The organism is Paraburkholderia denitrificans (genome assembly GCF_042655705.1).
Classification (GTDB): domain Bacteria; phylum Pseudomonadota; class Gammaproteobacteria; order Burkholderiales; family Burkholderiaceae; genus Paraburkholderia; species Paraburkholderia denitrificans.
The window spans coordinates 1-24,747 of sequence record NZ_JBHSMP010000028.1; the positions used below are offsets into that span (position 1 = coordinate 1).

Sequence of the window (24,747 nt, forward strand, 5' to 3'; positions counted from 1 at the left end):
TCGTCGAACGGGTGCACGAAGGTCAGGCCGCGCTCGGCCTGCAGGCGCACGGCGTGGGCGTAGGCATCGCTGTAGGATTCGCCGGCCTGCACGACCTCGACGGTCGGGCCGCCGTGGGCGCGCACGGCGTCGACTTTCACCTGCGGCGTGGTCACCGGCACGCAGATCACGGCCTTCACGCCAAGCTTCGCGGCCGATAGCGCCACACCCTGCGCATGATTGCCCGCCGAAGCGGTGATCACGCCGCGCTCGCGCTGGGCGGGCGTGAGGTGCGCCATCTTGTTGTAGGCGCCGCGCAGCTTGAAGGAGAACACCGGCTGGTTGTCCTCGCGCTTGAGGAACACGCGGTTGGAAAGGCGCGCCGAGAGATTCGGGGCGCGCTCCAGCTCGGTTTCGCGGGCCACGTCGTAGACGCGGGCGGTGAGGATTTTCTTCAGATAGTCGTCGTGGGTGGCCATGCGGACGGGCGCTTAAGCGGGAGATGACGGGAAAAGAATCAATGATAGCGCCAACGGCGCACGCGCTGACAGCAGGTACGGACGCGAGAGAAGGAAGCGGGAGAAGGAAGCGAGGCGGGCTGCCGCGCTGGGGCGGCAAGAGCGCGACCCGGCGTCGGGCGAAAGTGAAACTTGTATGTCCTGCGTATGACCCGCGTATGTCCTTACGCGCGCCGCGCAGCACCAGCGCAGGTGTGGATCATGCGTTAAAATCCGTTTTTGACAAGCAGGATCGGAAGATGCACTGGCAACCTCGGACCGCCCATTTGGTGCCCGTACGGCGCGAGACCCGCCCCGCAGCGCAGAGGCATGTCCGCCACGCACGATCGTGTCGCGGAGTCTGAGCGCCGGGGAACCGTCGGCGTGAGTGCTGCCGCCGCCCATCTTCCCCACCCCCCAGGTCCGCAACCAGCCACAGGCGGACAAGATTTCAGAATAGCGCCCCACGCGCCCAGTCCGCATCGGCCGGACGGCCAGCGAGCCGTTTGCTCGGTACTGACCCAAAGAGTCGTCCAACCATGAACGCACCTCAAGTTTTCGATCCTCATGGCGCCGCCGCTACGGTGACCGCCGACGTCGAACCGCGCCTGCGCGAGATTCCCTACAACTACACGTCCTTCTCCGATCGGGAAATCGTCATCCGCCTGCTGGGCGAGGAGGCCTGGAGCGCCCTCGCCGAGCTGCGCTCGGAGCGCCGCACCGGCCGGTCGGCGCGCATGCTCTACGAAGTGCTCGGCGACATCTGGGTCGTGCGCCGCAATCCGTATCTGCAGGACGACCTGCTCGACAACCCGAAGCGCCGCGCGCTCCTGATCGAAGCGCTGAATCACCGTCTCGCCGAAATCGAGAAGCGCCGCCGCGCCGACCTGAGCGAGCACGGCGACAACGCGGGCGTGGACCGCGCCGCGCGTGTCGAAACGCTGATTACCGCCGCGCGCCGCGCGGTCGACGCGTTTGCCGGCGAATTCGGGGAAATGGCCGAGTTGCGCCGCCGCGCGACGAAAGTGCTGCGCCGCTGCACGCAGAAGGACAACATCCGCTTCGACGGCCTCTCGCGCGTCTCGCACGTCACGGACGCGACCGACTGGCGCGTCGAATATCCGTTCGTCGTACTCACGCCCGACACCGAAGCCGAGATTGCCGCGCTCGTGAAGGCGTGCTTCGAACTCGGTCTCACGGTGATTCCGCGCGGGGGCGGCACGGGTTACACGGGCGGCGCGGTGCCGCTCACGCCGTTCTCGGCCGTCATCAACACGGAAAAGCTCGAACAGTTGGGCGCGGTCGAAATGACCGACCTGCCGGGCGTCGGGCGTCAGGTGCCGACGATCTTTTCGGGCGCGGGCGTCGTCACGCGCCGCGTGACCGAGGCCGCCGAAGCCGCGGGCTTCGTGTTCGCGGTCGATCCCACCTCGATCGACGCCTCGTGCATCGGCGGCAACATCGCGATGAACGCGGGCGGCAAGAAAGCGGTGCTGTGGGGCACGGCGCTCGACAACCTCGCCTGGTGGCGCATGGTCGATCCCGAAGGCAACTGGCTCGAAGTCACGCGCCTCGACCACAACCTCGGCAAGATTCACGACGTCGCGCTCGCGCGCTTCGAGCTGAAGTGGTTCGACGGCGAGCGTGCGCCGGGCGAGAAGCTCCTGCGTACCGAATGGCTCGACATCGAGGGCAAGCGGTTCCGCAAGGAAGGCCTCGGCAAGGACGTCACCGATAAATTCCTCTCGGGCCTGCCCGGCGTGCAAAAGGAAGGCTGCGACGGCCTCATCACGTCCGCGCGCTGGGTGCTGCACAAGATGCCCGCGCATACGCGCACGGTCTGCCTCGAATTCTTCGGCCAGGCGCGCGAGGCGATTCCGAGCATCGTCGAGATCAAGGACTACCTGTTCGAAACGGCGAAGCAGGGCGGCGCGATTCTCGCGGGCCTCGAGCATCTCGACGAGCGCTATCTGCGCGCGGTCGGCTATGCGACCAAGAGCAAGCGCAACGCGTTTCCGAAGATGGTGCTGATCGGTGACATCGTCGGCGACGACGCCGATGCGGTCGCCATGGCGACCTCGGAAGTCGTGCGCATGGCCAACGGCAAGAGCGGCGAGGGTTTTGTCGCGATCTCGGCCGAGGCGCGCAAGCGCTTCTGGCTCGACCGCAGCCGCACGGCCGCCATCGCGAAGCACACGAACGCGTTCAAGATCAACGAAGACGTCGTGATCCCGCTCAATCGCATGGGCGAGTACACGGACGGCATCGAGCGCATCAACATCGAGCTGTCGATCAAGAACAAGCTGCAGCTGCTCGACGCACTCGAAGTGTTCTTCAAGGCGGGCAACCTGCCGCTCAGCAAGAGCGACGACGCGAGCGAAATCCCGAGCGCCGAGCTGCTCGAAGACCGCGTGCAGCAAGCGATCGAACTGCTCAAGCGCGTGCGCGCGCGCTGGGAGTTCCTGCGCGACAAGCTCGATTTGCCGCTTGCCGAGGCGCAGCACTCGCTCGTGCAGCTCGGCTACGAGGCGCTGGCGGAAAAGTTCGCCGACCGCGTCGACGCGCAGCCGGCCGCGACCGTGTTCCACATCACGCAGGACCGCACGGTGCGCGTGTCGTGGAAGCAGGAGATCCGCGCCGAACTGCGCCAGATCTTCAACGGCGGCGCGTTCAAGGCGATCCTCGACGAAGCCCAGGCGATCCACAAGAAGGTGCTGCGCGCGCGCGTGTTCGTCGCGCTTCACATGCACGCGGGCGACGGCAACGTTCACACGAACATCCCGGTCAACTCCGACAACTACGAGATGCTGCAGGACGCCCACGCGGCGGTCGCGCGCATCATGAAGCTCGCGCGTTCGCTCGACGGCGTGATCTCGGGCGAGCACGGCATCGGCATCACGAAGCTCGAATTCCTCACGGACGACGAGATCGCCGAATTCCGCGCCTACAAGCAGCGCGTCGATCCGCAGGGCCACTTCAACGCGGGCAAGCTGCTCGAAGGCGCCGACCTGCGCAACGCCTATACGCCGTCGTTCGGCCTCATGGGTTACGAATCGCTGATCATGCAGCAGTCCGATATCGGCGCGATCGCCGAATCGGTGAAGGACTGCCTGCGCTGCGGCAAGTGCAAGCCGGTGTGCGCGACCCACGTGCCGCGCGCGAACCTGCTCTACAGCCCGCGCAACAAGATCCTCGCGACTTCGCTTCTGATCGAGGCGTTCCTGTACGAAGAGCAGACGCGCCGCGGCGTGTCGATCAAGCACTGGGACGAGTTCAACGACGTCGCCGACCACTGCACGGTCTGCCACAAGTGCGTGACGCCGTGCCCGGTCAAGATCGACTTCGGCGACGTCACGATGAACATGCGCAACCTGCTGCGCAAGATGGGGAAGAAGAAGTTCAACCCGGGCAGCGCGGCGGGCATGTTCTTCCTGAACGCCACCAATCCGCAGACCATCAACCTCGTGCGTACCGCGATGATGGGCGTGGGCTACAAGGCGCAGCGCTTCGGCAACGAACTGTTCAAGAAGGTCGCGAAGAAGCAGACCGCGCATCCGCCGTCATCCACGGGCAAGCCGCCGGTGGTCGAGCAGGTGATCCACTTCGTCAACAAGAAGATGCCGGGCAACCTGCCGAAGAAGACGGCGCGCGCGCTGCTCGACATCGAAGACAACAAGATCGTGCCGATCATCCGCAATCCGAAGACGACGAGCGTCGATTCGGAAGCGGTGTTCTACTTCCCGGGCTGCGGCTCCGAGCGCCTCTTCTCGCAGGTCGGGCTCGCGACGCAGGCGATGCTGTGGGAGGCGGGCGTGCAGACCGTGCTGCCGCCGGGCTATCTGTGCTGCGGCTACCCGCAGCGCGGCTCGGGCCAGTACGACAAGGCGGAGAAGATCGTCACGGATAACCGCGTGCTGTTCCACCGCGTCGCGAACACGCTGAACTACCTCGACATCAAGACCGTGGTGGTGTCGTGCGGGACGTGCTACGACCAGCTCGCCGGCTACGAATTCGAGAAGATCTTCCCGGGCTGCCGCATCATCGACATCCACGAGTTCCTGCTCGAAAAGGGCATCAAGCTCGAAGGCGTGAAGGGCACGCGCTACATGTACCACGACCCGTGCCACACGCCGATCAAGAACGTCGACGCGGTGAAGCTCGTCAACGAACTGATGGGCAGCGATCACGACGGCTACAAGATCGAAAAGAACGAGCGTTGCTGCGGCGAATCCGGCACGCTGGCCGTGGCGCGGCCGGACGTGTCGACCCAGGTGCGTTTTCGCAAGGAAGAAGAAATTCGCCGGGGTGCGGCGAAGTTGCGCGGCATCCCGCTCGTCGGGGCCGGCGCGAACGGCGTGCAGCCGGCCACGCCGCAAGAGGCGGGCGGCGTGGGCAACGACGTGGACGTGAAGATCCTCACGAGCTGCCCGGCCTGCCTGCAGGGGCTCTTGCGATACAACGAGGACGCCGATATCGACGCCGATTACATCGTGATCGAAATGGCCCGGCACCTGCTTGGCGAAAACTGGATGGCGGACTACGTTCAGAAGGCGAACAATGGCGGAATCGAGCGCGTGCTGGTTTAATGGCGGCGCGCATCGATTGCGCGAAGTTTTATAACGATTCCGTGAACCGGTTCGGGGGCAACGATGGGATGCATATTCTGCAGTGAGGAGGGCGGCGACGTGCTGTGGCAGGACGAGCGGATGCGCGTCGTGCTGGCGACGTCGGAGGCCGACTACCCGGGTTTTTGCCGCGTGATCTGGAACGCGCACGTCGCCGAATTCTCGGATCTCGGCGTGCCGGACCGGGAACACCTTATGCGCGCCGTCTATGCCGTCGAGCGGGCGCTGCGCCGCGTCATGCAACCGTCGAAGGTGAACCTGGCGAGCCTAGGCAACCAGGTGCCGCATGTGCACTGGCACGTGATTCCGCGCTTCACGAACGACGCGCACTTCCCGCTGCCGGTGTGGGCGCCGCGTCAGCGCACGGTTTCCGAGGCGATGCTCGGCCAGCGCCGTGCGCAGGCCACGCTGCTGCGCGACGCCGTGCGCCAGGAAATGCGGCAGGCGCTGGCCTGATAAACAGGCCTGACCCGAGGAGGCCCTGACCCGAGGCGGCAGGGCGGCCTCGCTGAGCGGGCGGGAGCCCGAGGACGATCATGAGTGGACTGAAAAACGATACGCCGGTGCCGACCGGCGTCGTGGTGCACGCCGTTTCGCGCGTGCTGGAACTGCAATATGCGAACGGCGCGAGCTACCGCATCCCGTTCGAGCTGATGCGCGTGTATTCGCCCTCGGCGGAGGTGCGCGGCCACGGGCCGGGTCAGGAGACGCTGCAGACGGGCAAGCGCGAGGTCGCCATTACGGCGCTCGAGGCCGTCGGCCACTACGCGTTGCAGCCGACCTTCTCGGACGGCCACAACAGCGGCATCTATTCCTGGGATCAGCTTTATGAACTGGCTACGCGCCAGGACGAGCTGTGGGCAGACTATTTCGCGAAGCTGAAGGCCGCGGGAGTTGATCGCGATGCGCCAATGGCGCCGCCTCCTGCCGCACATGGCCACTGCCACTGACGCTTCCTGTTACGATCCTGCCCCGTCGTCGCCGCGAGCATGCCGCGGCGGCTATTCTGAATACAACTGAAGACAAGACCCCCTGCGAAAGGAAGACCGCGATGAGCAAAACCCACTTCGGCTATCAGACAGTCGACGAACAGGACAAGGCGAAGAAGGTGGCCGGCGTGTTCCACTCGGTTGCCTCGAACTATGACCTGATGAACGACCTGATGTCGGGTGGCTTGCACCGCGCGTGGAAGGCTTTCACGATCGCACAGGCCAACGTGCGGCCGGGCGCGAAGGTGCTCGACATCGCGGGCGGGACCGGCGATCTGTCGATGGCGTTCGCGAAGAAAGCGGGGCCGAAAGGCGAAGTCTGGCACACCGACATCAACGAATCGATGCTGCGCGTGGGCCGCGACCGGCTGCTCGACCGCGGCGTCGTCACGCCCGCACTACTCTGCGACGCGGAGAAAATTCCCTTTCCGGACAACTACTTCGACGTGGTGACCGTGGCTTTCGGGCTGCGCAACATGACCCACAAGGACGCCGCGCTCGGCGAGATGCGACGCGTGCTCAAGCCGGGCGGCCGCGTGCTCGTGCTGGAGTTCTCGAAGGTGTGGGAGCCGCTCAAGAAAGCCTACGACGTCTACTCGTTCAAGGTGCTGCCGTGGCTTGGCGAGCGCTTTGCCAACGATTCCGAGAGCTATCGCTATCTCGCGGAATCGATCCGTATGCACCCGGACCAGGAAACTTTGAAAACAATTATGGAACAAGTCGGCCTGGACGCCGTCAAATATTACAATTTGTCAGCTGGCGTGGTAGCCTTGCACGTCGCTACAAAATATTAGCGTCCATAGTTAACTGTTTTTAAAGGAAATTTCGATATGTCTGAGCCCCGAATCAACGCTTCCAAAAAGCTTTCATCGTGGTGGGCCAGACGGATCGGAACCCTGGCCGTGATCGGCGTGCTGGTTGGCAGCTCGTTCGCGTCGTTCGACGCCGAAGCCCGGCGCATGGGCGGCGGCCGCAGCCTCGGCAAGCAATCGCCGGTAGCCACGCAACGCAGCGCGACTACGCCGCCTGCGCAGCAGAGCCCGGCGGCGCAGCCCGGCCAGGCGCAGCGCGCCCAGCCTGCCACGCCCGCGCCCGCCGCTCCGGCGCGCAACCGCTGGTTGGGACCGATCGCGGGACTCGCCGCCGGCCTCGGCATCGCCGCGCTCCTTTCTCACTTCGGCCTGGGTGAAGCATTCGCCGGTGCGATGGCCAACGTCATCATCATCGCGCTGATCGCCTTCGTCGCCATCTGGCTGATCCGCAAGATCATGAACCGCCGCCGCGCGGTCCAGCCCGCCTGGCAGACCGGCGGCGGGCTGATGTCGCAGGGCGGTTTGCAGGGTGGTTCGCATGGGTCAGGCAGCTTCCCTTCGGAGCCGCGCTTCACGGCGCCGCCGACCGGCCAATACCTCGCACCCGAAGCAAATCCGCTCACGACGCCGCAGATCGGCGCCGCGCCGTCGATCCCCGCGGGCTTCGACACCGAGGGGTTCCTGCGTAATGCCAAGGTCCATTTCGTGCGTCTGCAGGCCGCATGGGACGCGGCCAATCTGGACGACATCCGCGAATTCACGACGCCCGAGATGTTCGCCGAGATTCGCGTGGATCTCGCCGACCGCGGTACGCAGTCGAACCAGACCGACGTCGTGCAGCTCAACGCGGATCTGCTCGATGTGACCGAGCGCGGCGACGAATATCTCGCGAGCGTGCGCTTCTCCGGTTTGATTCGCGAGACGCCGGGCGTGGCTGCCGAGCCGTTCGCGGAGATCTGGAATCTCTCGAAGTCGCGCTCGACGGGCGAGGGCTGGCTGCTCGCCGGTATCCAGCAGACCGAATCGCACTGAATCGCACTGAATCGCACTGAATCGCACTGAATCGCACTGAACGCACTGAATCCCGCTGGCCCTCCGCCTGGCGCGGCATCGGGCCTCGGTTCAGACTGCGCGTCCTGTGGTCGTTCTTCATGATTTGCATCATGACGCCGTCGCGGCACGGTGACAGGACGCCACGTTAGCCGTCCGGCCAGGCCGGCGCGCACCGCGATCGGACCGCACGAACGCTACAATAGGAACCCGCGCGAGCTTTTGCCCGCGCGGTTTTTCTTATTTCACGTCCGATGACCTTCGCCGCCAAGCCCTTCACCGCCGCCGTCAATCACCTGCTCGCCCGCGAATCGTGGGCCCGCGACCGCCTCGCGCCGTATGCGGGCAAGACGGCGCGCCTGTCGTGTCCGCCCGTCGTGCTTACGCTGCTCGTCCAGCCGGACGGCTACCTCGCCGCCGTGGATGAACACGACGCGCAGCATGCGGACGTCGCGCTTTCGCTGCCCGCCTCGGCGTTCTCGTCGTTCGTGCAGGGCGGTCAGGCCTCGGTGATGAAGCACGTCAAGATCGAGGGCGATGCGGAATTCGCGCAGGTCATCGGCAAGCTCGCGGAGCACCTGCGCTGGGAGCCCGAGGAGGATCTCGCGAAGCTGATCGGCGACGCGGGCGCATGGCGCATCGCCTCGCTCGCGCGTACGGCGCGCGACCAGGCGTGGCGCACCAGCCGCAACGTGCTCGGCTCGGTCACGGAATATCTGCTCGACGAAAACCCGCAACTCGTGCGGCGCGCCGAGCTGGATGGCTTGAACGTCGAACTCTCCCGCGCGCGCGATGCGCTCGCGCGCGTGGAGAAACGCATCGAGCGCCTCGAACAAAAAACGGTTGCCGGCACGTCCACGCCGCTGCGCGGCACGCGCCCGACCACAGGCCACTAGAACATGCGTTTCCTGCGTTTTCTGAAGATTTTCTTCACGATTATCCGGTTCGGTCTCGACGAAGTGATGCTGAGCCGGATCAACGACCGGCGCGTGCGGCTGCTGTTGCGCATCACCACCATCGGCCGCCGTTTCAACCAGCCGCCCGGCGTGCGGCTGCGTCTCGCGCTGGAAAGCCTCGGCCCGATCTTCGTGAAGTTCGGCCAGGTGCTCTCCACGCGCAGCGATCTGCTGCCGCCCGACATCTCCAGCGAACTCGCGCGCCTGCAGGACCAGGTGCCGCCGTTCGACTCGGCCGTGGCCATCGGCCTGATCGAAAAGGCGCTCGGTGCGCCCGTGGATTCGCTCTTCGACGAGTTCGAGCGTGTGCCCGTGGCGAGCGCGTCGATTGCCCAGGTGCACTTCGCGAAGGTGAAGTCGGGGCAACACGCAGGCAAGCCGGTCGCGGTGAAGGTCCTGCGGCCGAACATGCGCCCCGTGATCGATTCCGATCTCGCGCTGCTGCGCGACCTCGCCATGTGGGCCGAGCGGCTGTGGGCGGACGGCAAGCGCCTGAAGCCGCGCGAAGTGGTCGCCGAATTCGACAAGTACCTGCACGACGAACTCGACCTCATGCGCGAGGCCGCCAACGCGAGCCAGTTGCGCCGCAACTTCGCGGGCCTCGACCTGCTGCTCGTGCCGGAGATGTACTGGGAGTTCAGCACGTCCAACGTGCTCGTGATGGAGCGCATGGTCGGCGTGCCGATCAGCCGCGTGGACCGGCTGCGCGCGGCGGGCGTCGATATTCCGAAACTCGCGCGCGAAGGCGTCGAGATTTTCTTCACGCAGGTGTTCCGCGACGGCTTTTTCCACGCCGACATGCACCCCGGCAACATCCAGGTGAGCCTCGATCCGGCGCACTTCGGGCGCTACATCGCGCTCGACTTCGGCATCGTCGGCGCGCTTTCGGACTTCGACAAGAATTACCTCGCACAAAACTTCCTCGCGTTCTTCAAGCGCGACTATCACCGGGTTGCCACGCTGCACATCGAGTCGGGCTGGGTGCCGCCCACGACGCGTGTCGAGGAGCTGGAGAGCGCGATCCGCGCCGTGTGCGAACCGTACTTCGACCGCGCGCTGAAGGATATCTCGCTCGGCCAGGTGCTGCTGCGGCTCTTCCAGACTTCGCGCCGTTTCAACGTCGAAATCCAGCCGCAGCTCGTGCTGCTGCAAAAGACCATGCTGAACGTCGAGGGGCTTGGCCGCTCGCTCGATCCGGAACTCGATCTCTGGAAGACCGCGAAACCGTATCTTGAACGCTGGATGACCGAGCAGATCGGTCTGCGCGGCTGGTACGAACGCTTCAAGATCGAAGCGCCGCAATGGAGCAAGACGCTGCCGCAGTTGCCGCGCCTCATCCATCAGGCGCTGCAGCACCGCGAGGGCGCCGCCCATCTCGCCGACGAGGAAACGCTGCGCGCCCTGCTCGCCGAACAACGCCGCACGAACCGGCTGCTGCAAGGCGCGCTGGTGTTCGGCATTGCGGTGGGGGTGGGCATGGTGGTGGCGCGCGTGTGGATTGCACTTGCCGCGGGCGGTTGAGTCTTCGCAACTCGCACTAACTGTCACCCACTGGCACCAACTGTCACCAACTGGCACAAAGCAGCAGAAGGAGATCGAGCATGAACGAACCGGTTCGCCCCACGCCACCCCAAGGCGTACCCGAATTCGACACGCGCGATCCCGGGCTCGCATCGTTCTGGGAGGAGCGCTTCAGCCGCGGCTTCACGCCGTGGGACCAGGCGGGCGTCCAGCCGCAATTCGAAGCGTTCGCCGCGGCTCACCCCGATGCAGCCGTGCTGATACCCGGCTGCGGCAACGCGTGGGAAGCGGGCTGGCTTGCCGGGCACGGCCGCACGGTGCGCGCCATCGACTTCGCCCCGGCTGCGGTCGCGAGCGCGCGTGCGGCGCTCGGTGAGCATGCGGCGGTGGTCGAGCAGGCCGACTTCTACACGTACGAGCCGCCGTTCGCTCCCGGATGGATTTTCGAGCGCGCGTTCCTGTGCGCGCTGCCGCCCGCGCACTATCCGCGTTACGCGCAGCGTATGGCCACGTTGCTGAAGCCCGGTGCGCTGCTCGCGGGTTACTTTTTCATCGGCGAGCCTCAGAAAGGGCCGCCGTTCCCGATGCGGCGCGATCAAATCGACGCGCTGCTTTCGCCGTACTTCACCTTGCTCGACGAGCAGCCTGCGGTCCGTTCACTGCCGGTGTTCGAGGGCCGCGAGCGCTGGATGACCTGGCAACGCAACGACGCGCGCGTCGAAACTGTCGCGCCGGCCACTTGATCGGCGCTCGGTCCGCCCCAAACTGTCAGAAATTGGCCGCGACCGGCCCCTTCCCGGCAAAAGCCAGGGCGGGCGATCGAATGCGGCTATAATTCAAGGCTTTGCAGGCATTTGTCAGATTTTCACCGGGATAGAGATCATGCCGATCTACGCTTATCGCTGCGAGTCGTGCGGCTTCGAGAAGGACGTGCTGCAAAAGCTCAGCGATGCGCCCCTCACGAAATGCACGCATTGCGGTGCCGAAACGTTTCGCAAGCAGGTGACCGCGGCTGGCTTCCAGCTGAAGGGCTCGGGCTGGTACGTGACCGATTTCCGTGGCGGTAACAGCGGCAACGGCAACGGTACGGGCGCGGCAGCAACCGGCGCGAAGGCTGCGGGCGAGTCCGCGGCGGCGTCCGAGGGCGGCAAGCCGTCGGGCGAGAGCGCGGCGGCACCGGCTGGGTCGGGCACAAGCGCGAGCGCGAGCGTAGGGTCGGGAACGAGCACGAACACGAGCGCGACGGCCAGCACGGCGGGAACCACCTGAGAATCCGCGGCCCGGTTACAAGCCGGACCGCACGTACGCCGCGCTGACGCTGCGCGGCTCGCATGGCGGTGTACACGATGACGAAGAAAGCGACGCTCAAATCCGTATTTCTGACCGGCCTTCTGGTGCTGGTTCCGCTCGCCATCACGCTGTGGGTGCTGAACCTGATCATCGGCACGATGGATGAGACGTTGCTGCTGCTGCCCGAATCGTGGCGGCCCGTGCGGCTATTCGGCCTGCGTCTGCCGGGGATCGGCGCGCTCCTCACGCTCGCGTTCATCTTCGCGGTCGGCCTTCTGACGCACAACTTCATCGGCCAGAAGCTCGTCTCGTGGTGGAACGCGCTCGTGCGCCGCATTCCGCTGGTCGGCCCGCTGTACAGCAGCGTCCAGCAGGTTTCCGATACGCTGCTCTCGAGCAACGGCAACGCGTTTCGCAAGGCGCTGCTGATCGAATACCCGCGCCGCGGCTCGTGGACGATTGCGTTCCTCACCGGCGTGCCGGGCGGCGACGTGGTGAATCATCTGCGCGAGCCGCACGTCAGCGTCTACGTTCCCACCACGCCGAATCCCACCTCGGGTTTTTTCCTGATGGTGCCGAAAAGCGAGGTGATCGAGCTGGATATGAGCGTCGATGCGGCGCTCAAGTATATTGTTTCGATGGGCGTCGTCGCCCCGGCAGCGCCTGCGCGCCGTCCCATCGATCCTCCGCTGTAATACCGGGCGCCGGGCGCGGCTCATGACTGCGCGCGGCCGCCCGTTCAATTATTCATGCATAACGAAAGACGAACATCATGTCGATGAGATCTGAATATTGCGGTCTGGTGACCGAGCAGTTCCTGGGCCAAACTGTTTCGCTGTGCGGATGGGTGCATCGCCGCCGCGACCACGGCGGCGTCATCTTCATCGACCTGCGCGATCGCGAGGGCCTCGTTCAGGTGGTCTGCGACCCGGACCGCGCGGAGATGTTCAAGGTGGCTGAGGGCGTGCGCAACGAATTCTGCGTGCGCATCACGGGTGTCGTGCGCAACCGTCCGGAAGGCACGGTCAACGCGAACCTCACGAGCGGCAAGATCGAAGTGCTGTGCCACGAACTCGTGGTGCTGAACGCGTCGGTCACGCCGCCGTTCCAGCTCGACGACGACAACCTCTCCGAAACCACGCGCCTCACGCATCGCGTGCTCGACCTGCGCCGTCCGCAGATGCAGCACAACCTGCGCCTGCGCTATCGCGTGACGATGGCCGTGCGCAAGTATCTCGACGCGCTCGGCTTCATCGACATCGAAACGCCGATGCTCACGAAGAGCACGCCGGAAGGCGCGCGCGACTACCTCGTGCCCTCGCGCGTGAACGCCGGCCAGTTCTTCGCACTGCCGCAATCGCCGCAGCTCTTCAAGCAGCTGCTGATGGTGGCGAACTTCGATCGCTACTACCAGATCGTCAAGTGCTTCCGCGACGAAGACCTGCGCGCCGACCGTCAGCCCGAATTCACGCAGATCGACTGCGAAACGTCGTTCCTCGGCGAGCAGGAAATCCGCGACCTGTTCGAAGACATGGCGCGTCACGTGTTCCGCGAAACCATCGGCGTCGAACTCGATGCGAAGTTCACGGTCATGCAGTACTCGGAAGCCATGAGCCGCTTCGGTTCGGACAAGCCGGACCTGCGCGTGAAGCTCGAATTCACCGAACTGACCGACGCCATGAAGGACGTCGACTTCAAGGTGTTCAGCGCACCGGCCAACACGAAGGACGGCCGCGTCGCGGCGCTGCGCGTGCCGAAGGGCGGCGAACTCTCGCGCGGCGACATCGACGGCTACACGGAATTCGTGCGCATCTACGGCGCGAAGGGTCTCGCGTGGATCAAGGTCAACGAAGTGGCGAAGGGCCGTGACGGCCTGCAAAGCCCGATCGTCAAGAACCTGCACGACGCCGCGATTGCCGCGATCCTGGAGCGCACGGGCGCACAGGACGGCGACATCATCTTCTTCGCGGCCGACCGCGCGAAGGTCGTGAACGACAGCCTGGGCGCGCTGCGCCTGAAGATCGGCCACTCGGAATTCGGCAAGGCCAACGGCCTCGTCGAGAGCGGCTGGCGTCCGCTGTGGGTCATCGACTTCCCGATGTTCGAGTACGACGAGGAAGAAAACCGCCACGTGGCCGCGCATCACCCGTTCACGAGCCCGAAGGACGAGCACCTGGAATACCTCGAATCGGATCCGGGCCGCTGCCTCGCGAAGGCCTACGACATGGTGCTGAACGGCTGGGAAATCGGCGGCGGCTCGGTGCGTATCTATCAGGAAGAAGTGCAGAGCAAGGTGTTCCGCGCGCTGAAGATCGGACCGGAGGAAGCGCGTGCGAAGTTCGGCTTCCTGCTCGACGCGCTGCAGTACGGCGCGCCGCCGCACGGCGGTATCGCGTTCGGCCTCGACCGTATCGTCACGATGATGGCCGGTGCCGATTCGATCCGCGACGTGATCGCGTTCCCGAAGACGCAACGCGCCCAGTGTCTGCTCACGCAGGCGCCGAGCCCGGTGGACGAGCGCCAGCTGCGCGAACTTCACATCCGTCTGCGTCAGCCCGAGCAGAAGGCTGCGCAGTAAGGACGCGCAGTAAGCACGCGCAGTCCGTGCGGCGGGCCCAGCGGGCGGAGCGCCGTACGAGACAACGCAACGCAAGACGTAACGCAAAAAGCAACGCAGGAAAGGCGCATCGAGCGCCTTTTTTGCTTTTTGCGTTACATTTTCTCCTTGTATTTCTCTTTGTATTTTCTCTGTGAGGCCCGCGCGAGCGACGACGCGTGCCGCGAGAGTCCACCCACGCTCCGTCACCATGCAGAAGCCGCCGAAGATTCCGGAATCCGTACTCGTCGTCATTCACACGCCGCAGCTCGAAGTGCTGGTCATCGAACGCGCCGACCGGCCGGGTTTCTGGCAGTCGGTGACGGGCTCGAAAGACCGCCTCGACGAGCCGCTCGCCGAAACCGCCGTGCGCGAGGTGGGCGAGGAAACCGGCATCGTCGTCGGTTCGGGCGGCGTGCCGCACGCCGCGCTCGTCGACTGGCGCCACACGATCGAATACGAGATCTATCCGGTCTGGCGGCATCGCTACGCAAGCGGCGTCACGCGCAACACCGAACACTGGTTCAGCCTCGAAGTGCCGCACGGCACGCCCGTGACGCTCGCGCCGCGCGAGCACATTGCGTATCTCTGGCTGCCGTACGAAGCGGCGGCCGCGAAGTGCTTCTCGTCGTCGAATCGCGAGGCGATCCTGCAATTGCCTGGCCGGCTGCGCGGAGCGCGCGTGTGATGGATATCGATCCGCGGCTCGCCGTCCGGCTGCACGATCTGCTGCTCGGCCGGCGCTACCGGACTCGCTATCGCTTCACGAGCGGCAACGACGTGCGCCTGTTCGGCTCGGGCGCGGCGCTCTTTGGCGCGATGATCGAGCGCATCGACGCGGCCACGCGCGACGTCGCGCTCGAAACCTATATCTTTCGCGACGACAGCATGGGCAGCGCCGTATCGGCGGCGCTCGTGCGCGCCGCCGCGCGCGGCGTGCGCGTGCGCGTGATTACCGACGGCATCGGCAGCCCGCGCACGGCGCTCTTCGACGACTGGCCCACAGCCGGTGTCGAGCATCGCGTCTACAACCCGCACATCTTCGGCCGCTTCGGCTTTTCTCGCACGCACCGCAAGCTCGCCGTCATCGACGATCAGTACGCGTATTGCGGCGGCATCAACGTCATCGACGATCGCGAACAGGATGGCAGGACGCTGCCGTTCGACCGTTGGGATTTTGCCGCCGAGTTGAGCGGTCCCGTGGTGGTCGACGTACGCGAGGCGTTCGAATTCCAGTGGCGCCGCATTCAACTCGGCTACCGGCCGCCGGTGCCGCGCTCGGCAGCGGTGCAGCCGTTTCCCGGCGTGCCTGCGAGCGTGGGTTTTCTCTCGCCGCATCCGACCGGCCAGGGCACGGGCCGCCGCGCGCGCCCCATCGACGACGCGCTGCGCGAGCTGGCGCACGCCGTGCCGCGCGGGCGCGCGGCGCGCATCCTCGAGCGGCTGCGTGCGCGCCTGCGCGCGAGCGTGCGCGACCCACGCACCGCGCGCGTGCCGTGCGTGGCGTTCGTCGCGCGCGACAACGTCGTGAACCGGCGCACCATCGAACGGGCCTATCTCGACGCCATCGACGCCGCACGCGACGAAGTGCTGCTCGCCAACCCGTATTTCATGCCCGGACGGCGGCTGCGGCGCTCGCTGGTAGAAGCGGCCGGACGTGGGATCACCGTGCGCCTCCTGATCGGACGAAAGGAGTTCAAACTCCTCGACTACGCGGTGCCGTTCCTCTATCACACGCTCTTGTCCGCGGGCGTGCACATCGCCGAATACGAAAAGACCATGCTGCACGGCAAGGTGGCGGTCGTCGATTCGAAGTGGGCCACCGTGGGCTCCTCGAATCTCGACGCGCTGAGCCTCGTGCTCAACAACGAGGCCAACGTGGTGATGGTGCTGCATCCGCAGATCCAGCAACTGCGCGACGCGATTCTGGCGGCGTTCAGCGACGCCGTGCCGATCGACCGCGCCCGCTATGAGGCACGCCCGGTGCTCGAGCGGGCGGTAAGCTGGCTCGCCTATTCGGCCTATCGCGCGGTCATGAAGCTGCTGACGGTCGGCGGCTACGACTAGGGCCAACCCGGGCCAACGCAGGCCAACCCGGACCAACCCGGGCGCCCCCTTCGTGACTGCCATACGAAGAGATAAGGGCGCAATCGATGGAAGCCCGCTTGTGCGCGGCACGCTTTGCCCCAGAATTAGAGCATTCGTTAGAAACCGGTTTCTAATAAAGTGCTTGTTTCGCGGACGGCTGTACTCAACAATAGTACGTCCGTTCGATTTTATATCGGCCTTAATTCCGGCCACATCGTTACGGTAAAAACAGCTATGCGAAAAGGCGAACAGACACGAGCCGCAATTCTCGATGCAGCACTCGACCTGGCAGGTCGCGATGGACTGGAAGGTCTGACGATCGGTCTGCTGGCGGAGCGCATGCAGATGAGCAAGAGCGGCGTCTTCGCTCATTTCGGTTCGCGCGAGGATCTGCAGGCCGAGGTGGTGCGCGAGTATCACCGCAGATTCGAGGAAGAAGTCTTCTTCCCGAGCCTGCGTGAACCGCGCGGTTTGCCCCGTCTGCGTGCGATGCTGTCGCGGTGGTTCGAGAAGCGCATTCACGAAGTCACGACCGGCTGCATCTACATCAGCGGCGCGGTGGAGTACGACGACCGCGCGGACAGCCAGGTGCGCGAGCAGCTCGTGTCGAGCGTCACGATCTGGCGTGCGGCGCTGCTGCGCGCCATTTCGCAGGCGATCGAAGAAGGCCATCTGCGCCGCGACACCGATCCGGGGCTGATGTTGTTCGAAGTCTATAGCGTCACGCTCGGCCTGCATCATGACGGTCGCTTCCTGCATCTGCCGGACGCACCGAAGCATGCGTGGGCCGCGCTGGAAAAACTGATTGTTTCGTATCAGAGCGAAGGCCGCTAACGCCTGGCTATCGGCTGACTGGCGGCGCGAGATGCGTCGCGGCGGCGGTTGACCGGCATCGCTCTAACTTTGGAGAGAAGAGATGGGACAGTACACCGCGCCGCTGCGCGACATGCAGTTCGTGCTGCACGAGCTGCTGAACGTGGAAGGCGAAGTGAAGCAGATGCCTAAGCACGCGGACCTCGACGCCGACACGATCAACCAGGTGCTCGAAGAAGCGGGCAAGTTCTGCTCCGAGGTGCTGTTTCCGCTGAACCAGGTGGGCGATCGCGAAGGCTGCACGTACAGCGGCGACGGTGTCGTCACCACGCCGGCCGGCTTCAAAGAGGCCTACGCGCAGTTCGTCGAAGCGGGCTGGCCCGCACTCGCGTGCGACCCCGACTTTGGCGGCCAGGGCCTGCCCGTGTTCATGAACAACGCGCTGTACGAAATGCTGAATTCGGCGAACCAGGCGTGGGGCATGTACCCGGGTCTCTCGCACGGCGCTTACGAATGCCTGCACGCGCACGGTACGCCTGAACTTCAGAAGACCTATCTGCCGAAGATCGTCTCGGGCGAGTGGACCGGCACGATGTGCCTGACCGAGCCGCACTGCGGCACCGACCTCGGCCTCCTGCGCACGAAGGCCGAACCGGGCAGCGACGGTTCGTACGCGATCTCCGGCACGAAGATCTTCATCTCGGCCGGCGAACACGACATGTCGGCCAATATCGTCCACCTCGTGCTGGCGCGCCTGCCGGACGCGCCGCCCGGAACCAGGGGCATTTCGCTCTTCGTCGTGCCGAAGTTCGTGCCGACGGCCACGGGCGAGCCTGGCGAACTGGGCGAACTGGGCGAACGAAATGGCATCAAGTGCGGTTCGATCGAGCACAAGATGGGCATCCACGGCAACGCGACGTGCGTGATGAACCTCGACGGCGCGAAGGGCTGGCTGGTCGGCGAGCCGAACAAGGGCTTGAACGCCATGTTCGTGATGATGAACGCGGCGCGCCTCGGCGTCGGCATGCAGGGTCTCGGCCTCACCGAAGTCGCGTACCAGAACTCGCTCGCGTATGCGAAGGACCGCTTGCAGATGCGCGCGCTGACCGGCCCGAAGGCGCCGGACAAGCCCGCCGATCCGATCATCGTGCATCCGGACGTGCGCCGCATGCTGCTCACGCAGAAGGCCTGGGCCGAAGGCGCCCGTGCGTTCACGTACTGGTCGGCGCTGCAGATCGACCGCGAGCTCTCGCACGCCGACGAAGGCGAGCGCAAGCAGGCCGCCGATCTCGTCGCGCTCCTCACGCCGATCATCAAGGCGTTCCTCACCGACAACGCGTTCGAAAGCACCAACCTCGGCATGCAGGTGTTCGGCGGTCACGGTTTCATCTCCGAGTGGGGCATGGAGCAGTACGTGCGCGACGCGCGCATCAACCAGATCTACGAAGGCACGAACGCGATCCAGTCGCTCGACCTGCTGGGCCGCAAGGTGCTCGGCGACATGGGCGCGAAGCTCAAGAAGTTCGGCAAGCTCGTGACCGATTTCGTCGAAGCCGAAGGCATCAAGCCGGAGATGCAGGAGTTCATCAACCCGCTTGCCGACATCGGCGACAAGGTGCAGAAGCTCACGATGGAAATCGGCATGAAGGCCATGCAGAACCCCGACGAAGTGGGCGCGGCTGCGGTGCCGTATCTGCGCACGGTCGGCCACCTTGTGTTCTCGTACTTCTGGGCGCGCATGGCGCGCATCGCCCTCGACAAGGAAGCGTCGGGCGACCTCTTCTACAAGTCGAAGCTCGCCACCGCGCGTTTCTATTTCGCGAAGCTGCTGCCGGAAACGGCTACCGCGATCCGCCAGGCGCGCGCGGGCTCGAAGACGCTCATGGAAGTCGACGAGGCGCTGTTCTAAAAGCCTGTCCGGTGCGGCGCTAACGCTCAGGCTGAAGCTGAGGCTGGGCCAGACAGCGCCGCCCACACTCCCAATCCGCTCGACATTGCATATCCGCTGGAGGAACAACGTGAGCAATTTCATTATTCGCAAGGTCGCCGTCCTCGGCGCCGGCGTGATGGGCGCGCAGATCGCAGCGCACCTGATCAACGCCCGCGTGCCCGTGCTGCTGTTCGATCTGCCCGCGAAGGAAGGCCCGAAAAACGGCATCGCGCTCAAAGCCATCGAGAACCTCAAGAAGCTCTCGCCCGCGCCGTTCGGCGTGAAGGAAGACGCGCAGTACATCACGCCCGCGAACTATGAAGACGACATCGAAAAGCTCGCGCAATGCGACGTCGTGATCGAAGCCATCGCCGAGCGCATGGACTGGAAGCACGATCTCTACAAGAAGGTCGCGCCGCATATCGGCCCGAACGCGATCTTCGCGACCAACACGTCGGGGCTGTCGATCACCGAGCTTTCGCAAGGCTTCGGCGACGATCTGCGCGCGCGCTTTTGCGGCGTGCACTTCTTCAACCCGCCGCGCTACATGCACCTCGTCGAGCTGATCCCGACCGTGCACACGTTGCCCGCAATCCTCGACCAGCTCGAATCGTTCCTCACGAGCGTCGTCGGCAAGGGCGTCGTGCGCGCGAAGGATACGCCGAACTTCATCGCGAACCGCGTCGGCATCTTCTCGATCCTCGCGGTGATCGCCGAGGCGAAGAAGTTCGGCCTGCGCTTCGACGAAGTCGACGATCTCACCGGCAGCCGCCTCGGCCGCGCGAAGTCGGCGACGTTCCGCACGGCCGACGTCGTGGGCCTCGATACGATGGCGCACGTCATCAAGACGATGCAGGACAATCTGAAGGACGATCCGTTCTTCCCGGTCTACGAAACGCCCGCCGTGCTCGCGGGGCTCGTGGCGAAGGGCGCGCTCGGCCAGAAGAGCGGCGGCGGTTTCTATCGCAAGGAAGGCAAGACGATCAAGGTGCTCGATGCGAATTCGGGCGAGTACGTCGAAGCCGCCGGCAAGGCAGACGAACTCGTGGGCCGCATCCTCAAGCGTCCGGCCGCCGAGCGCCTGAAGCTCCTGCGCGAGACGCAGCATCCGCAGGCACAGTTCCTGTGGTCGATTTTCCGCGACGTGTTCCATTACATCGGCGTGCATCTGGCATCGATTGCCGGGAACGCGCGCGACGTCGATCTCGCGATCCGCTGGGGCTTCGGCTGGAACGAAGGCCCGTTCGAGGGCTGGCAGAGCGCGGGCTGGAAGCAGGTCGCCGACTGGGTCAAGGAAGACATCGACGCCGGGAAGGCGCTCTCGAATGCGCCGCTGCCCGCGTGGGTGTTCGAAGGCCAGGTCGCCGAGAACGGCGGCGTGCATGGTGCGCAAGGCTCGTGGTCGCCCGCCGAACAACGCTTCGTGCCGCGCTCTAACCTGCCGGTGTACGAGCGCCAGGTGTTCCGCGCGCCGCTCTTCGGCGAAGCCGGTGCGCGCGATCCGAAGACCTTCGGCAAGACGCTTTTCGAAGACGACCACGTGCGCGCCTGGACCGACGAGCGCGCCGGTGAAGACGACGTCGTGATCGTCTCGTTCAAGAGCAAGATGAACACCATCGGCCCGGGCGTGCTCGACGGCCTCACGAAGGCAATCGAGATCGCGGAAGCGGGCTACAAGGGCGTCGTCGTGTGGCAGCCCACGTCGCTCAAGCTCGGCACGCCGGGCGGCCCGTTCTCGGCCGGGGCGAACCTCGAAGAAGCCATGCCCGCGTTCATGATGGGCGGCGCGAAGGGCATCGAGCCGTTCGTGAAGAAGTTCCAGCAGGGCATGCTGCGCGTGAAGTACGCAAACGTGCCGGTCGTGGCGGCAGTGTCGGGCATCGCGCTCGGCGGCGGCTGCGAGTTGATGCTGCATAGCGCGAAGCGCGTCGTGCACGTCGAGAGCTATGTCGGTCTCGTCGAAGTAGGCGTGGGCCTCGTGCCCGCGGGCGGTGGCCTGAAGGAAGCCGCGCTGCGCGCTGCCGACGCCGCGAACGCTGCCGGTGCCGCTCCGGGCGACCTGCTGCGCTTCCTGCAGAAGTCGTTCGAGAACGCCGCGATGGCGAAGGTGTCCGGCTCGGCTCTCGACGCGCGCGCAATGGGCTACGTGAAGCCCTCGGACACGATCGTCTTCAACGTGTTCGAACTGCTCGACACGGCGAAGAAGGAAGCACGCGCGCTGAGCGCCGCGGGTTACCGCGCGCCGCTGCGCCCGGTGCAGATTCCGGTTGCGGGCCGCTCCGCGATTGCGACGATCAAGGCGTCGCTCGTCGGCATGCGCGACGGCCGCTTCATCAGCGATCACGATTTCCTGATCGCGAGCCGCATCGCCGAAGCGGTGTGCGGCGGCGACGTCGAAGCGGGCAGCACGGTCGACGAAGAATGGCTGCTCACGCTCGAGCGCCGCGCTTTCGTCGATCTGCTCGGCACGCAGAAAACGCAGGAACGCATCATGGGCATGTTGCAGACCGGCAAGCCGGTGCGCAACTAAGCGGCACGACGCACACCAGACACTGGAGTATCAGATGAGCAAACAGTTGCAGGACGCATACATCGTCGCCGCGAGCCGCACGCCCATCGGCAAGGCGCCGCGCGGCGCGTTCAGGAACACCCGCCCGGACGAGCTGCTCGTCCACGCGATCAAAGCGGCGGTGGCCCACGTGCCGGGTCTCGACACGAAGGTGATCGAAGACGCGATCGTCGGCTGCGCGATTCCCGAAGCCGAGCAGGGCCTGAACGTGGCGCGCATCGGCGCGCTGCTGTCGGGACTGCCGAACACGGTGGGCGGCGTGACCGTCAACCGCTTCTGCGCGTCGGGCCTCACGGCGCTCGCGATGGCGGCGGACCGCATCCGCGTCGGCGAAGCCGATGCGATGATCGCGGCCGGTTGCGAATCGATGAGCATGGTGCCGATGATGGGCAACAAGCCGTCGATGTCGCCGCATATTTTCGATTCGGACGAGAACATCGGCATTGCCTACGGCATGGGTCTGACCGCCGAGAAGGTTGCTGAGCGCTGGAAGGTGAGCCGCGAGGCGCAGGACGCGTTTGCGGTGGAATCGCACCGCCGCGCGCTCGCCGCGCAGCAGGCTGGCGAGTTCAACGACGAGATCGCGCCGTACACGATCATCGAACGCCTGCCGGATCTCGCTTCGGGCGACGTGAAGGTGAAGGAGCGCGTGCTCGCGCTCGACGAAGGCCCGCGCGCGGACACGTCGATGGAAGGGCTCGCGAAGCTGCGCGCCGTGTTCGCGAACAAGGGCTCGGTGACGGCGGGCAACAGCTCGCAGACGTCGGACGGCGCGGGCGCGCTGATCGTTGTCTCCGAGAAGATGCTCAAAGCGTTCAATCTCACGCCGCTCGCGCGCTTCGTGAGCTTCGCGGTGCGCGGCGTGCCGCCCGAGATCATGGGCATCGGCCCGAAGGAAGCGATTCCGGCCGCGCTGAAGGCCGCGGGGCTCAAGCAGGACGACCTCGACTGGATCGAACTGAATGAGGCGTTCGCCGCGCAGTCGCTGGCGGTGATTCAGGACCTCGGCCTCGATCCGTCGAAGATCAACCCGATGGGCGGCGCGATTGCGCTGGGCCATCCGCTCGGCGCGACGGGCGCGATCCGCGCGTCGACGCTCGTGCACGGCCTGCGCCGCCGCAATCTGAAGTACGGGATGGTGACGATGTGCGTCGGCACCGGCATGGGCGCGGCAGGCATCATCGAGCGCCTGTAAGCGGCTCGGGCGCTTCTGGATGTTTGGTGCCGAAGCGCCAGAACAACACGGTTCGCAGGCTACACGTGGTCTGCGAACCGTTTTTCATCTTGGGCGGGTGAGGCGTGAACCGAGGCCTCATCAGGAGACAAAAGGAGAACGCGGATGACCAATACGGCGATGAAGGAAATTCAGATCGCGCGCGAAAACGGCGTGCTGTCGATCACCATCAACCGCCCCGAGCGCAAGAACGCGCTCACGCCAGCGATGTACGAGGCGATGAACGATGCGCTCGCCTCGGCGCAAGAGGACGCGTCGGTGCGCGTCGTGTTGCTGCGCGGCCAGGCCGACATCTTCACCGCTGGCAACGACATCGAAGACTTTCTGAAGACGCCGCCCGCTGGCGGCGATTCGCCCGTGATGCGCTTCCTCGCGGCGATTGCGAGTGCAGAAAAGCCGCTCGTCGCATCGGTGGCCGGCGCGGCGATCGGTGTGGGCACGACGCTGCTGTTGCATTGCGACATGGTCTATGCGGCCGATACCGCGAGCTTCGCCATGCCGTTCGCGCAGTTGGGGCTGTGCCCGGAAGCGTCGTCGTCGCTGCTTCTGCCGCGTATCGCCGGTTATCAGGCGGCGGCGGAAAAGCTGCTGCTCGGCGAGATGTTCGGCGCCGCCGAAGCGCATCGCATGGGCTTCGTGAACCGCGTGCTGCCCGCAGCCGAACTCGATGCGTTCGTGTCCGCGCAACTGGCGAAGCTCGTGGCGCTGCCCGCTTCGTCGCTGCGCCTGACGAAGGCGCTCATGAAGCGTACGAGCGGCGAGGAGATCAAGACGCGCATCCAGGAAGAGGCGGTGCACTTCGGCAAGATGCTGCTGCAGCCGGAGGCACGCGAGGCGTTCACGGCGTTCCTGCAAAAGCGCAAGCCGGACTTCCGGCAGTTCGACTGACGCCTCGGTCGCGCGGCCTCGACAACGTCCTGGCCGCGCCGCTTGCAGCGTCCGCTTTTAGCGAACCTCGTAGTCGATATAACCGGATTCGCGGCAGAAGCTCACGAGACGCAGACCGGCGCGCTGCGCGATGGCGATGGCGAGCGAGGAGGGCGCGGAGATCGTCGCGAGCATCGGGATGCCGACGCGCGCCGCCTTGCGCACCAGCTCGTAGCTCGCGCGGCTCGACAGGAATACGAAGCCTTGCTGCGGGTCGATGCGGCCGAGCGCAAGTTGCCCGATGAGTTTGTCGAGCGCGTTGTGGCGGCCGACGTCTTCGAATGCGCAAAGGATCGCGCCCTGCGCGTCGCACCAGGCGGCTGCATGCAGGCCGCCGGTGAGCTTCGTGAGCGCCTGATGTTCCGGCAACTCGTGCGCGGCGCGTGCGATGGCGCCGGGCGCGAGATGCTCGACGAAGCCCGTGTCGGGCACGCGCTCGGGCTGCAGTTCGAGCAGGTCGATGCTCTCGACGCCGCACACGCCGCAGCCCGTGCGGCCGGCGAGCGCGCGGCGCTTCTGCTTGAGCCCGGCAAAGGCCTGCTGGACGACCGTGAGACGGACCTCGGCGTGCGGCAGGTCGGCATCTTCGTGAAGGATGACCTCGATGTCCTGGATGTCCGCATTGCGTGCGACGATGCCCTCCGAAATCGCGAAGCCCACGGCAAACGCTTCCAGATCGCAAGGGGTGCACATCATCACGGCATGCGAGATGCCGTTGAACACGAGCGCGACGGGCCATTCCTGGCAGACGTAGTCGGCGCGCGTTTCGACCGCCCCGCTGTCGTGCCGGCGCACATGCAGCCGGATCGTGCCGGGCTGGTCTTCTGTTTCTAATGGGTTCAAGCGTGATACTCCGGATTCTGGCCTCGCG

The 24,747-nt window shown here is 65.5% G+C and carries 19 protein-coding genes and 1 pseudogene; 18 read left to right on the forward strand and 2 right to left on the reverse strand.

Annotated features, from left to right (window positions below):
• A partial coding sequence (locus ACFPTO_RS19690; protein ID WP_377713938.1) for a pyridoxal-phosphate dependent enzyme occupies nt 1–458 on the reverse strand: 458 nt, incomplete at its 3' end.
• Nucleotides 459–1,015: 557 nt separating this feature from the next.
• Here ACFPTO_RS19690 and ACFPTO_RS19695 point away from each other — a divergent pair.
• The 18 genes and pseudogenes from ACFPTO_RS19695 (at nt 1,016) to ACFPTO_RS19780 (ending at nt 23,837) form a co-directional block, all read left to right on the forward strand.
• A complete protein-coding gene (locus ACFPTO_RS19695) occupies nt 1,016–5,062 on the forward strand; it encodes a DUF3683 domain-containing protein (protein ID WP_377713940.1) in 4,047 nt (1,348 codons plus the stop codon).
• 63 nt (nt 5,063–5,125) lie between these two features.
• The gene (locus ACFPTO_RS19700) at nt 5,126–5,557 is read left to right on the forward strand and encodes an HIT family protein (protein WP_377713942.1); all 432 of its coding nucleotides are present in this window, start codon (nt 5,126–5,128) and stop codon (nt 5,555–5,557) included.
• An 80-nt stretch (nt 5,558–5,637) separates the two neighbouring features.
• Complete coding sequence (locus ACFPTO_RS19705; protein ID WP_293033370.1) at nt 5,638–6,051, forward strand: gamma-butyrobetaine hydroxylase family protein; 414 nt, start codon at nt 5,638–5,640, stop codon at nt 6,049–6,051.
• 101 nt (nt 6,052–6,152) lie between these two features.
• On the forward strand, nt 6,153–6,884 hold the full coding sequence (gene ubiE / locus ACFPTO_RS19710; RefSeq protein WP_377713944.1) for a bifunctional demethylmenaquinone methyltransferase/2-methoxy-6-polyprenyl-1,4-benzoquinol methylase UbiE: 732 nt from the start codon (nt 6,153–6,155) through the stop codon (nt 6,882–6,884).
• A 36-nt stretch (nt 6,885–6,920) separates the two neighbouring features.
• Nucleotides 6,921–7,934 (forward strand): Tim44 domain-containing protein, encoded by a 1,014-nt coding sequence (locus ACFPTO_RS19715; protein WP_377713946.1) that lies wholly within the window; start codon nt 6,921–6,923, stop codon nt 7,932–7,934.
• A gap of 272 nt (nt 7,935–8,206) precedes the next feature.
• Entirely contained in the window at nt 8,207–8,848 is a 642-nt protein-coding gene (locus ACFPTO_RS19720) for a ubiquinone biosynthesis accessory factor UbiJ (protein ID WP_377713948.1), read from the forward strand.
• A gap of 3 nt (nt 8,849–8,851) precedes the next feature.
• Nucleotides 8,852–10,429 (forward strand): ubiquinone biosynthesis regulatory protein kinase UbiB, encoded by a 1,578-nt coding sequence (gene ubiB, locus ACFPTO_RS19725; protein WP_377713950.1) that lies wholly within the window; start codon nt 8,852–8,854, stop codon nt 10,427–10,429.
• 80 nt (nt 10,430–10,509) lie between these two features.
• Nucleotides 10,510–11,172, forward strand: coding sequence for a methyltransferase domain-containing protein (locus ACFPTO_RS19730; RefSeq protein WP_377713952.1), 663 nt, complete (start codon nt 10,510–10,512; stop codon nt 11,170–11,172).
• Between the two features lie 139 nt (nt 11,173–11,311).
• Nucleotides 11,312–11,698 carry an FmdB family zinc ribbon protein gene (locus ACFPTO_RS19735; RefSeq protein WP_377713954.1) on the forward strand — a complete coding sequence of 129 codons (387 nt, stop codon included), beginning with the start codon at nt 11,312–11,314 and terminating at the stop codon, nt 11,696–11,698.
• A 77-nt stretch (nt 11,699–11,775) separates the two neighbouring features.
• Complete coding sequence (locus tag ACFPTO_RS19740) at nt 11,776–12,414, forward strand: DUF502 domain-containing protein (RefSeq protein ID WP_377713956.1); 639 nt, start codon at nt 11,776–11,778, stop codon at nt 12,412–12,414.
• Between the two features lie 77 nt (nt 12,415–12,491).
• Nucleotides 12,492–14,297 (forward strand): aspartate--tRNA ligase, encoded by a 1,806-nt coding sequence (gene aspS, locus ACFPTO_RS19745; protein WP_293033354.1) that lies wholly within the window; start codon nt 12,492–12,494, stop codon nt 14,295–14,297.
• Nucleotides 14,298–14,526: 229 nt separating this feature from the next.
• Nucleotides 14,527–15,003, forward strand: coding sequence for a dihydroneopterin triphosphate diphosphatase (gene nudB / locus ACFPTO_RS19750; protein ID WP_377713957.1), 477 nt, complete (start codon nt 14,527–14,529; stop codon nt 15,001–15,003).
• 65 nt (nt 15,004–15,068) lie between these two features.
• Nucleotides 15,069–16,382, forward strand: a pseudogene (locus ACFPTO_RS19755) (phospholipase D-like domain-containing protein); the annotation flags it as partial.
• Nucleotides 16,383–16,637: 255 nt separating this feature from the next.
• Nucleotides 16,638–17,237: a TetR/AcrR family transcriptional regulator gene (locus tag ACFPTO_RS19760; protein ID WP_296658386.1), complete on the forward strand. Its 600-nt coding sequence runs from the start codon at nt 16,638–16,640 to the stop codon at nt 17,235–17,237.
• A gap of 82 nt (nt 17,238–17,319) precedes the next feature.
• Complete coding sequence (locus tag ACFPTO_RS19765) at nt 17,320–19,125, forward strand: acyl-CoA dehydrogenase C-terminal domain-containing protein (protein WP_377713958.1); 1,806 nt, start codon at nt 17,320–17,322, stop codon at nt 19,123–19,125.
• A 109-nt stretch (nt 19,126–19,234) separates the two neighbouring features.
• On the forward strand, nt 19,235–21,676 hold the full coding sequence (locus ACFPTO_RS19770; RefSeq protein ID WP_377713959.1) for a 3-hydroxyacyl-CoA dehydrogenase/enoyl-CoA hydratase family protein: 2,442 nt from the start codon (nt 19,235–19,237) through the stop codon (nt 21,674–21,676).
• A 34-nt stretch (nt 21,677–21,710) separates the two neighbouring features.
• Nucleotides 21,711–22,910 (forward strand): acetyl-CoA C-acyltransferase, encoded by a 1,200-nt coding sequence (locus tag ACFPTO_RS19775; protein ID WP_377713961.1) that lies wholly within the window; start codon nt 21,711–21,713, stop codon nt 22,908–22,910.
• Between the two features lie 159 nt (nt 22,911–23,069).
• Entirely contained in the window at nt 23,070–23,837 is a 768-nt protein-coding gene (locus ACFPTO_RS19780; protein WP_377714076.1) for an enoyl-CoA hydratase, read from the forward strand.
• A gap of 57 nt (nt 23,838–23,894) precedes the next feature.
• Here the strand turns inward: ACFPTO_RS19780 and fdhD are convergent, their stop codons facing one another.
• A complete protein-coding gene (gene fdhD / locus ACFPTO_RS19785; protein ID WP_377713963.1) occupies nt 23,895–24,719 on the reverse strand; it encodes a formate dehydrogenase accessory sulfurtransferase FdhD in 825 nt (274 codons plus the stop codon).
• Nucleotides 24,720–24,747 lie beyond the last annotated feature (28 nt).

Excerpts from the sequence above, each read along its gene's own strand:
- ACFPTO_RS19695 (WP_377713940.1), top strand. The coding sequence starts at position 1,016 with ATGAACGCACCTCAAGTTTTCGATCCTCATGGCGCCGCCGCTACGGTG.
- ACFPTO_RS19700 (WP_377713942.1), top strand. The coding sequence starts at position 5,126 with ATGGGATGCATATTCTGCAGTGAGGAGGGCGGCGACGTGCTGTGGCAG.
- ACFPTO_RS19705 (WP_293033370.1), top strand. The coding sequence starts at position 5,638 with ATGAGTGGACTGAAAAACGATACGCCGGTGCCGACCGGCGTCGTGGTG.
- ubiE (WP_377713944.1), top strand. The coding sequence starts at position 6,153 with ATGAGCAAAACCCACTTCGGCTATCAGACAGTCGACGAACAGGACAAG.
- ACFPTO_RS19715 (WP_377713946.1), top strand. The coding sequence starts at position 6,921 with ATGTCTGAGCCCCGAATCAACGCTTCCAAAAAGCTTTCATCGTGGTGG.
- ACFPTO_RS19720 (WP_377713948.1), top strand. The coding sequence starts at position 8,207 with ATGACCTTCGCCGCCAAGCCCTTCACCGCCGCCGTCAATCACCTGCTC.
- ubiB (WP_377713950.1), top strand. The coding sequence starts at position 8,852 with ATGCGTTTCCTGCGTTTTCTGAAGATTTTCTTCACGATTATCCGGTTC.
- ACFPTO_RS19730 (WP_377713952.1), top strand. The coding sequence starts at position 10,510 with ATGAACGAACCGGTTCGCCCCACGCCACCCCAAGGCGTACCCGAATTC.
- ACFPTO_RS19735 (WP_377713954.1), top strand. The coding sequence starts at position 11,312 with ATGCCGATCTACGCTTATCGCTGCGAGTCGTGCGGCTTCGAGAAGGAC.
- ACFPTO_RS19740 (WP_377713956.1), top strand. The coding sequence starts at position 11,776 with ATGACGAAGAAAGCGACGCTCAAATCCGTATTTCTGACCGGCCTTCTG.
- aspS (WP_293033354.1), top strand. The coding sequence starts at position 12,492 with ATGTCGATGAGATCTGAATATTGCGGTCTGGTGACCGAGCAGTTCCTG.
- nudB (WP_377713957.1), top strand. The coding sequence starts at position 14,527 with ATGCAGAAGCCGCCGAAGATTCCGGAATCCGTACTCGTCGTCATTCAC.
- ACFPTO_RS19760 (WP_296658386.1), top strand. The coding sequence starts at position 16,638 with ATGCGAAAAGGCGAACAGACACGAGCCGCAATTCTCGATGCAGCACTC.
- ACFPTO_RS19765 (WP_377713958.1), top strand. The coding sequence starts at position 17,320 with ATGGGACAGTACACCGCGCCGCTGCGCGACATGCAGTTCGTGCTGCAC.
- ACFPTO_RS19775 (WP_377713961.1), top strand. The coding sequence starts at position 21,711 with ATGAGCAAACAGTTGCAGGACGCATACATCGTCGCCGCGAGCCGCACG.
- ACFPTO_RS19780 (WP_377714076.1), top strand. The coding sequence starts at position 23,070 with ATGAAGGAAATTCAGATCGCGCGCGAAAACGGCGTGCTGTCGATCACC.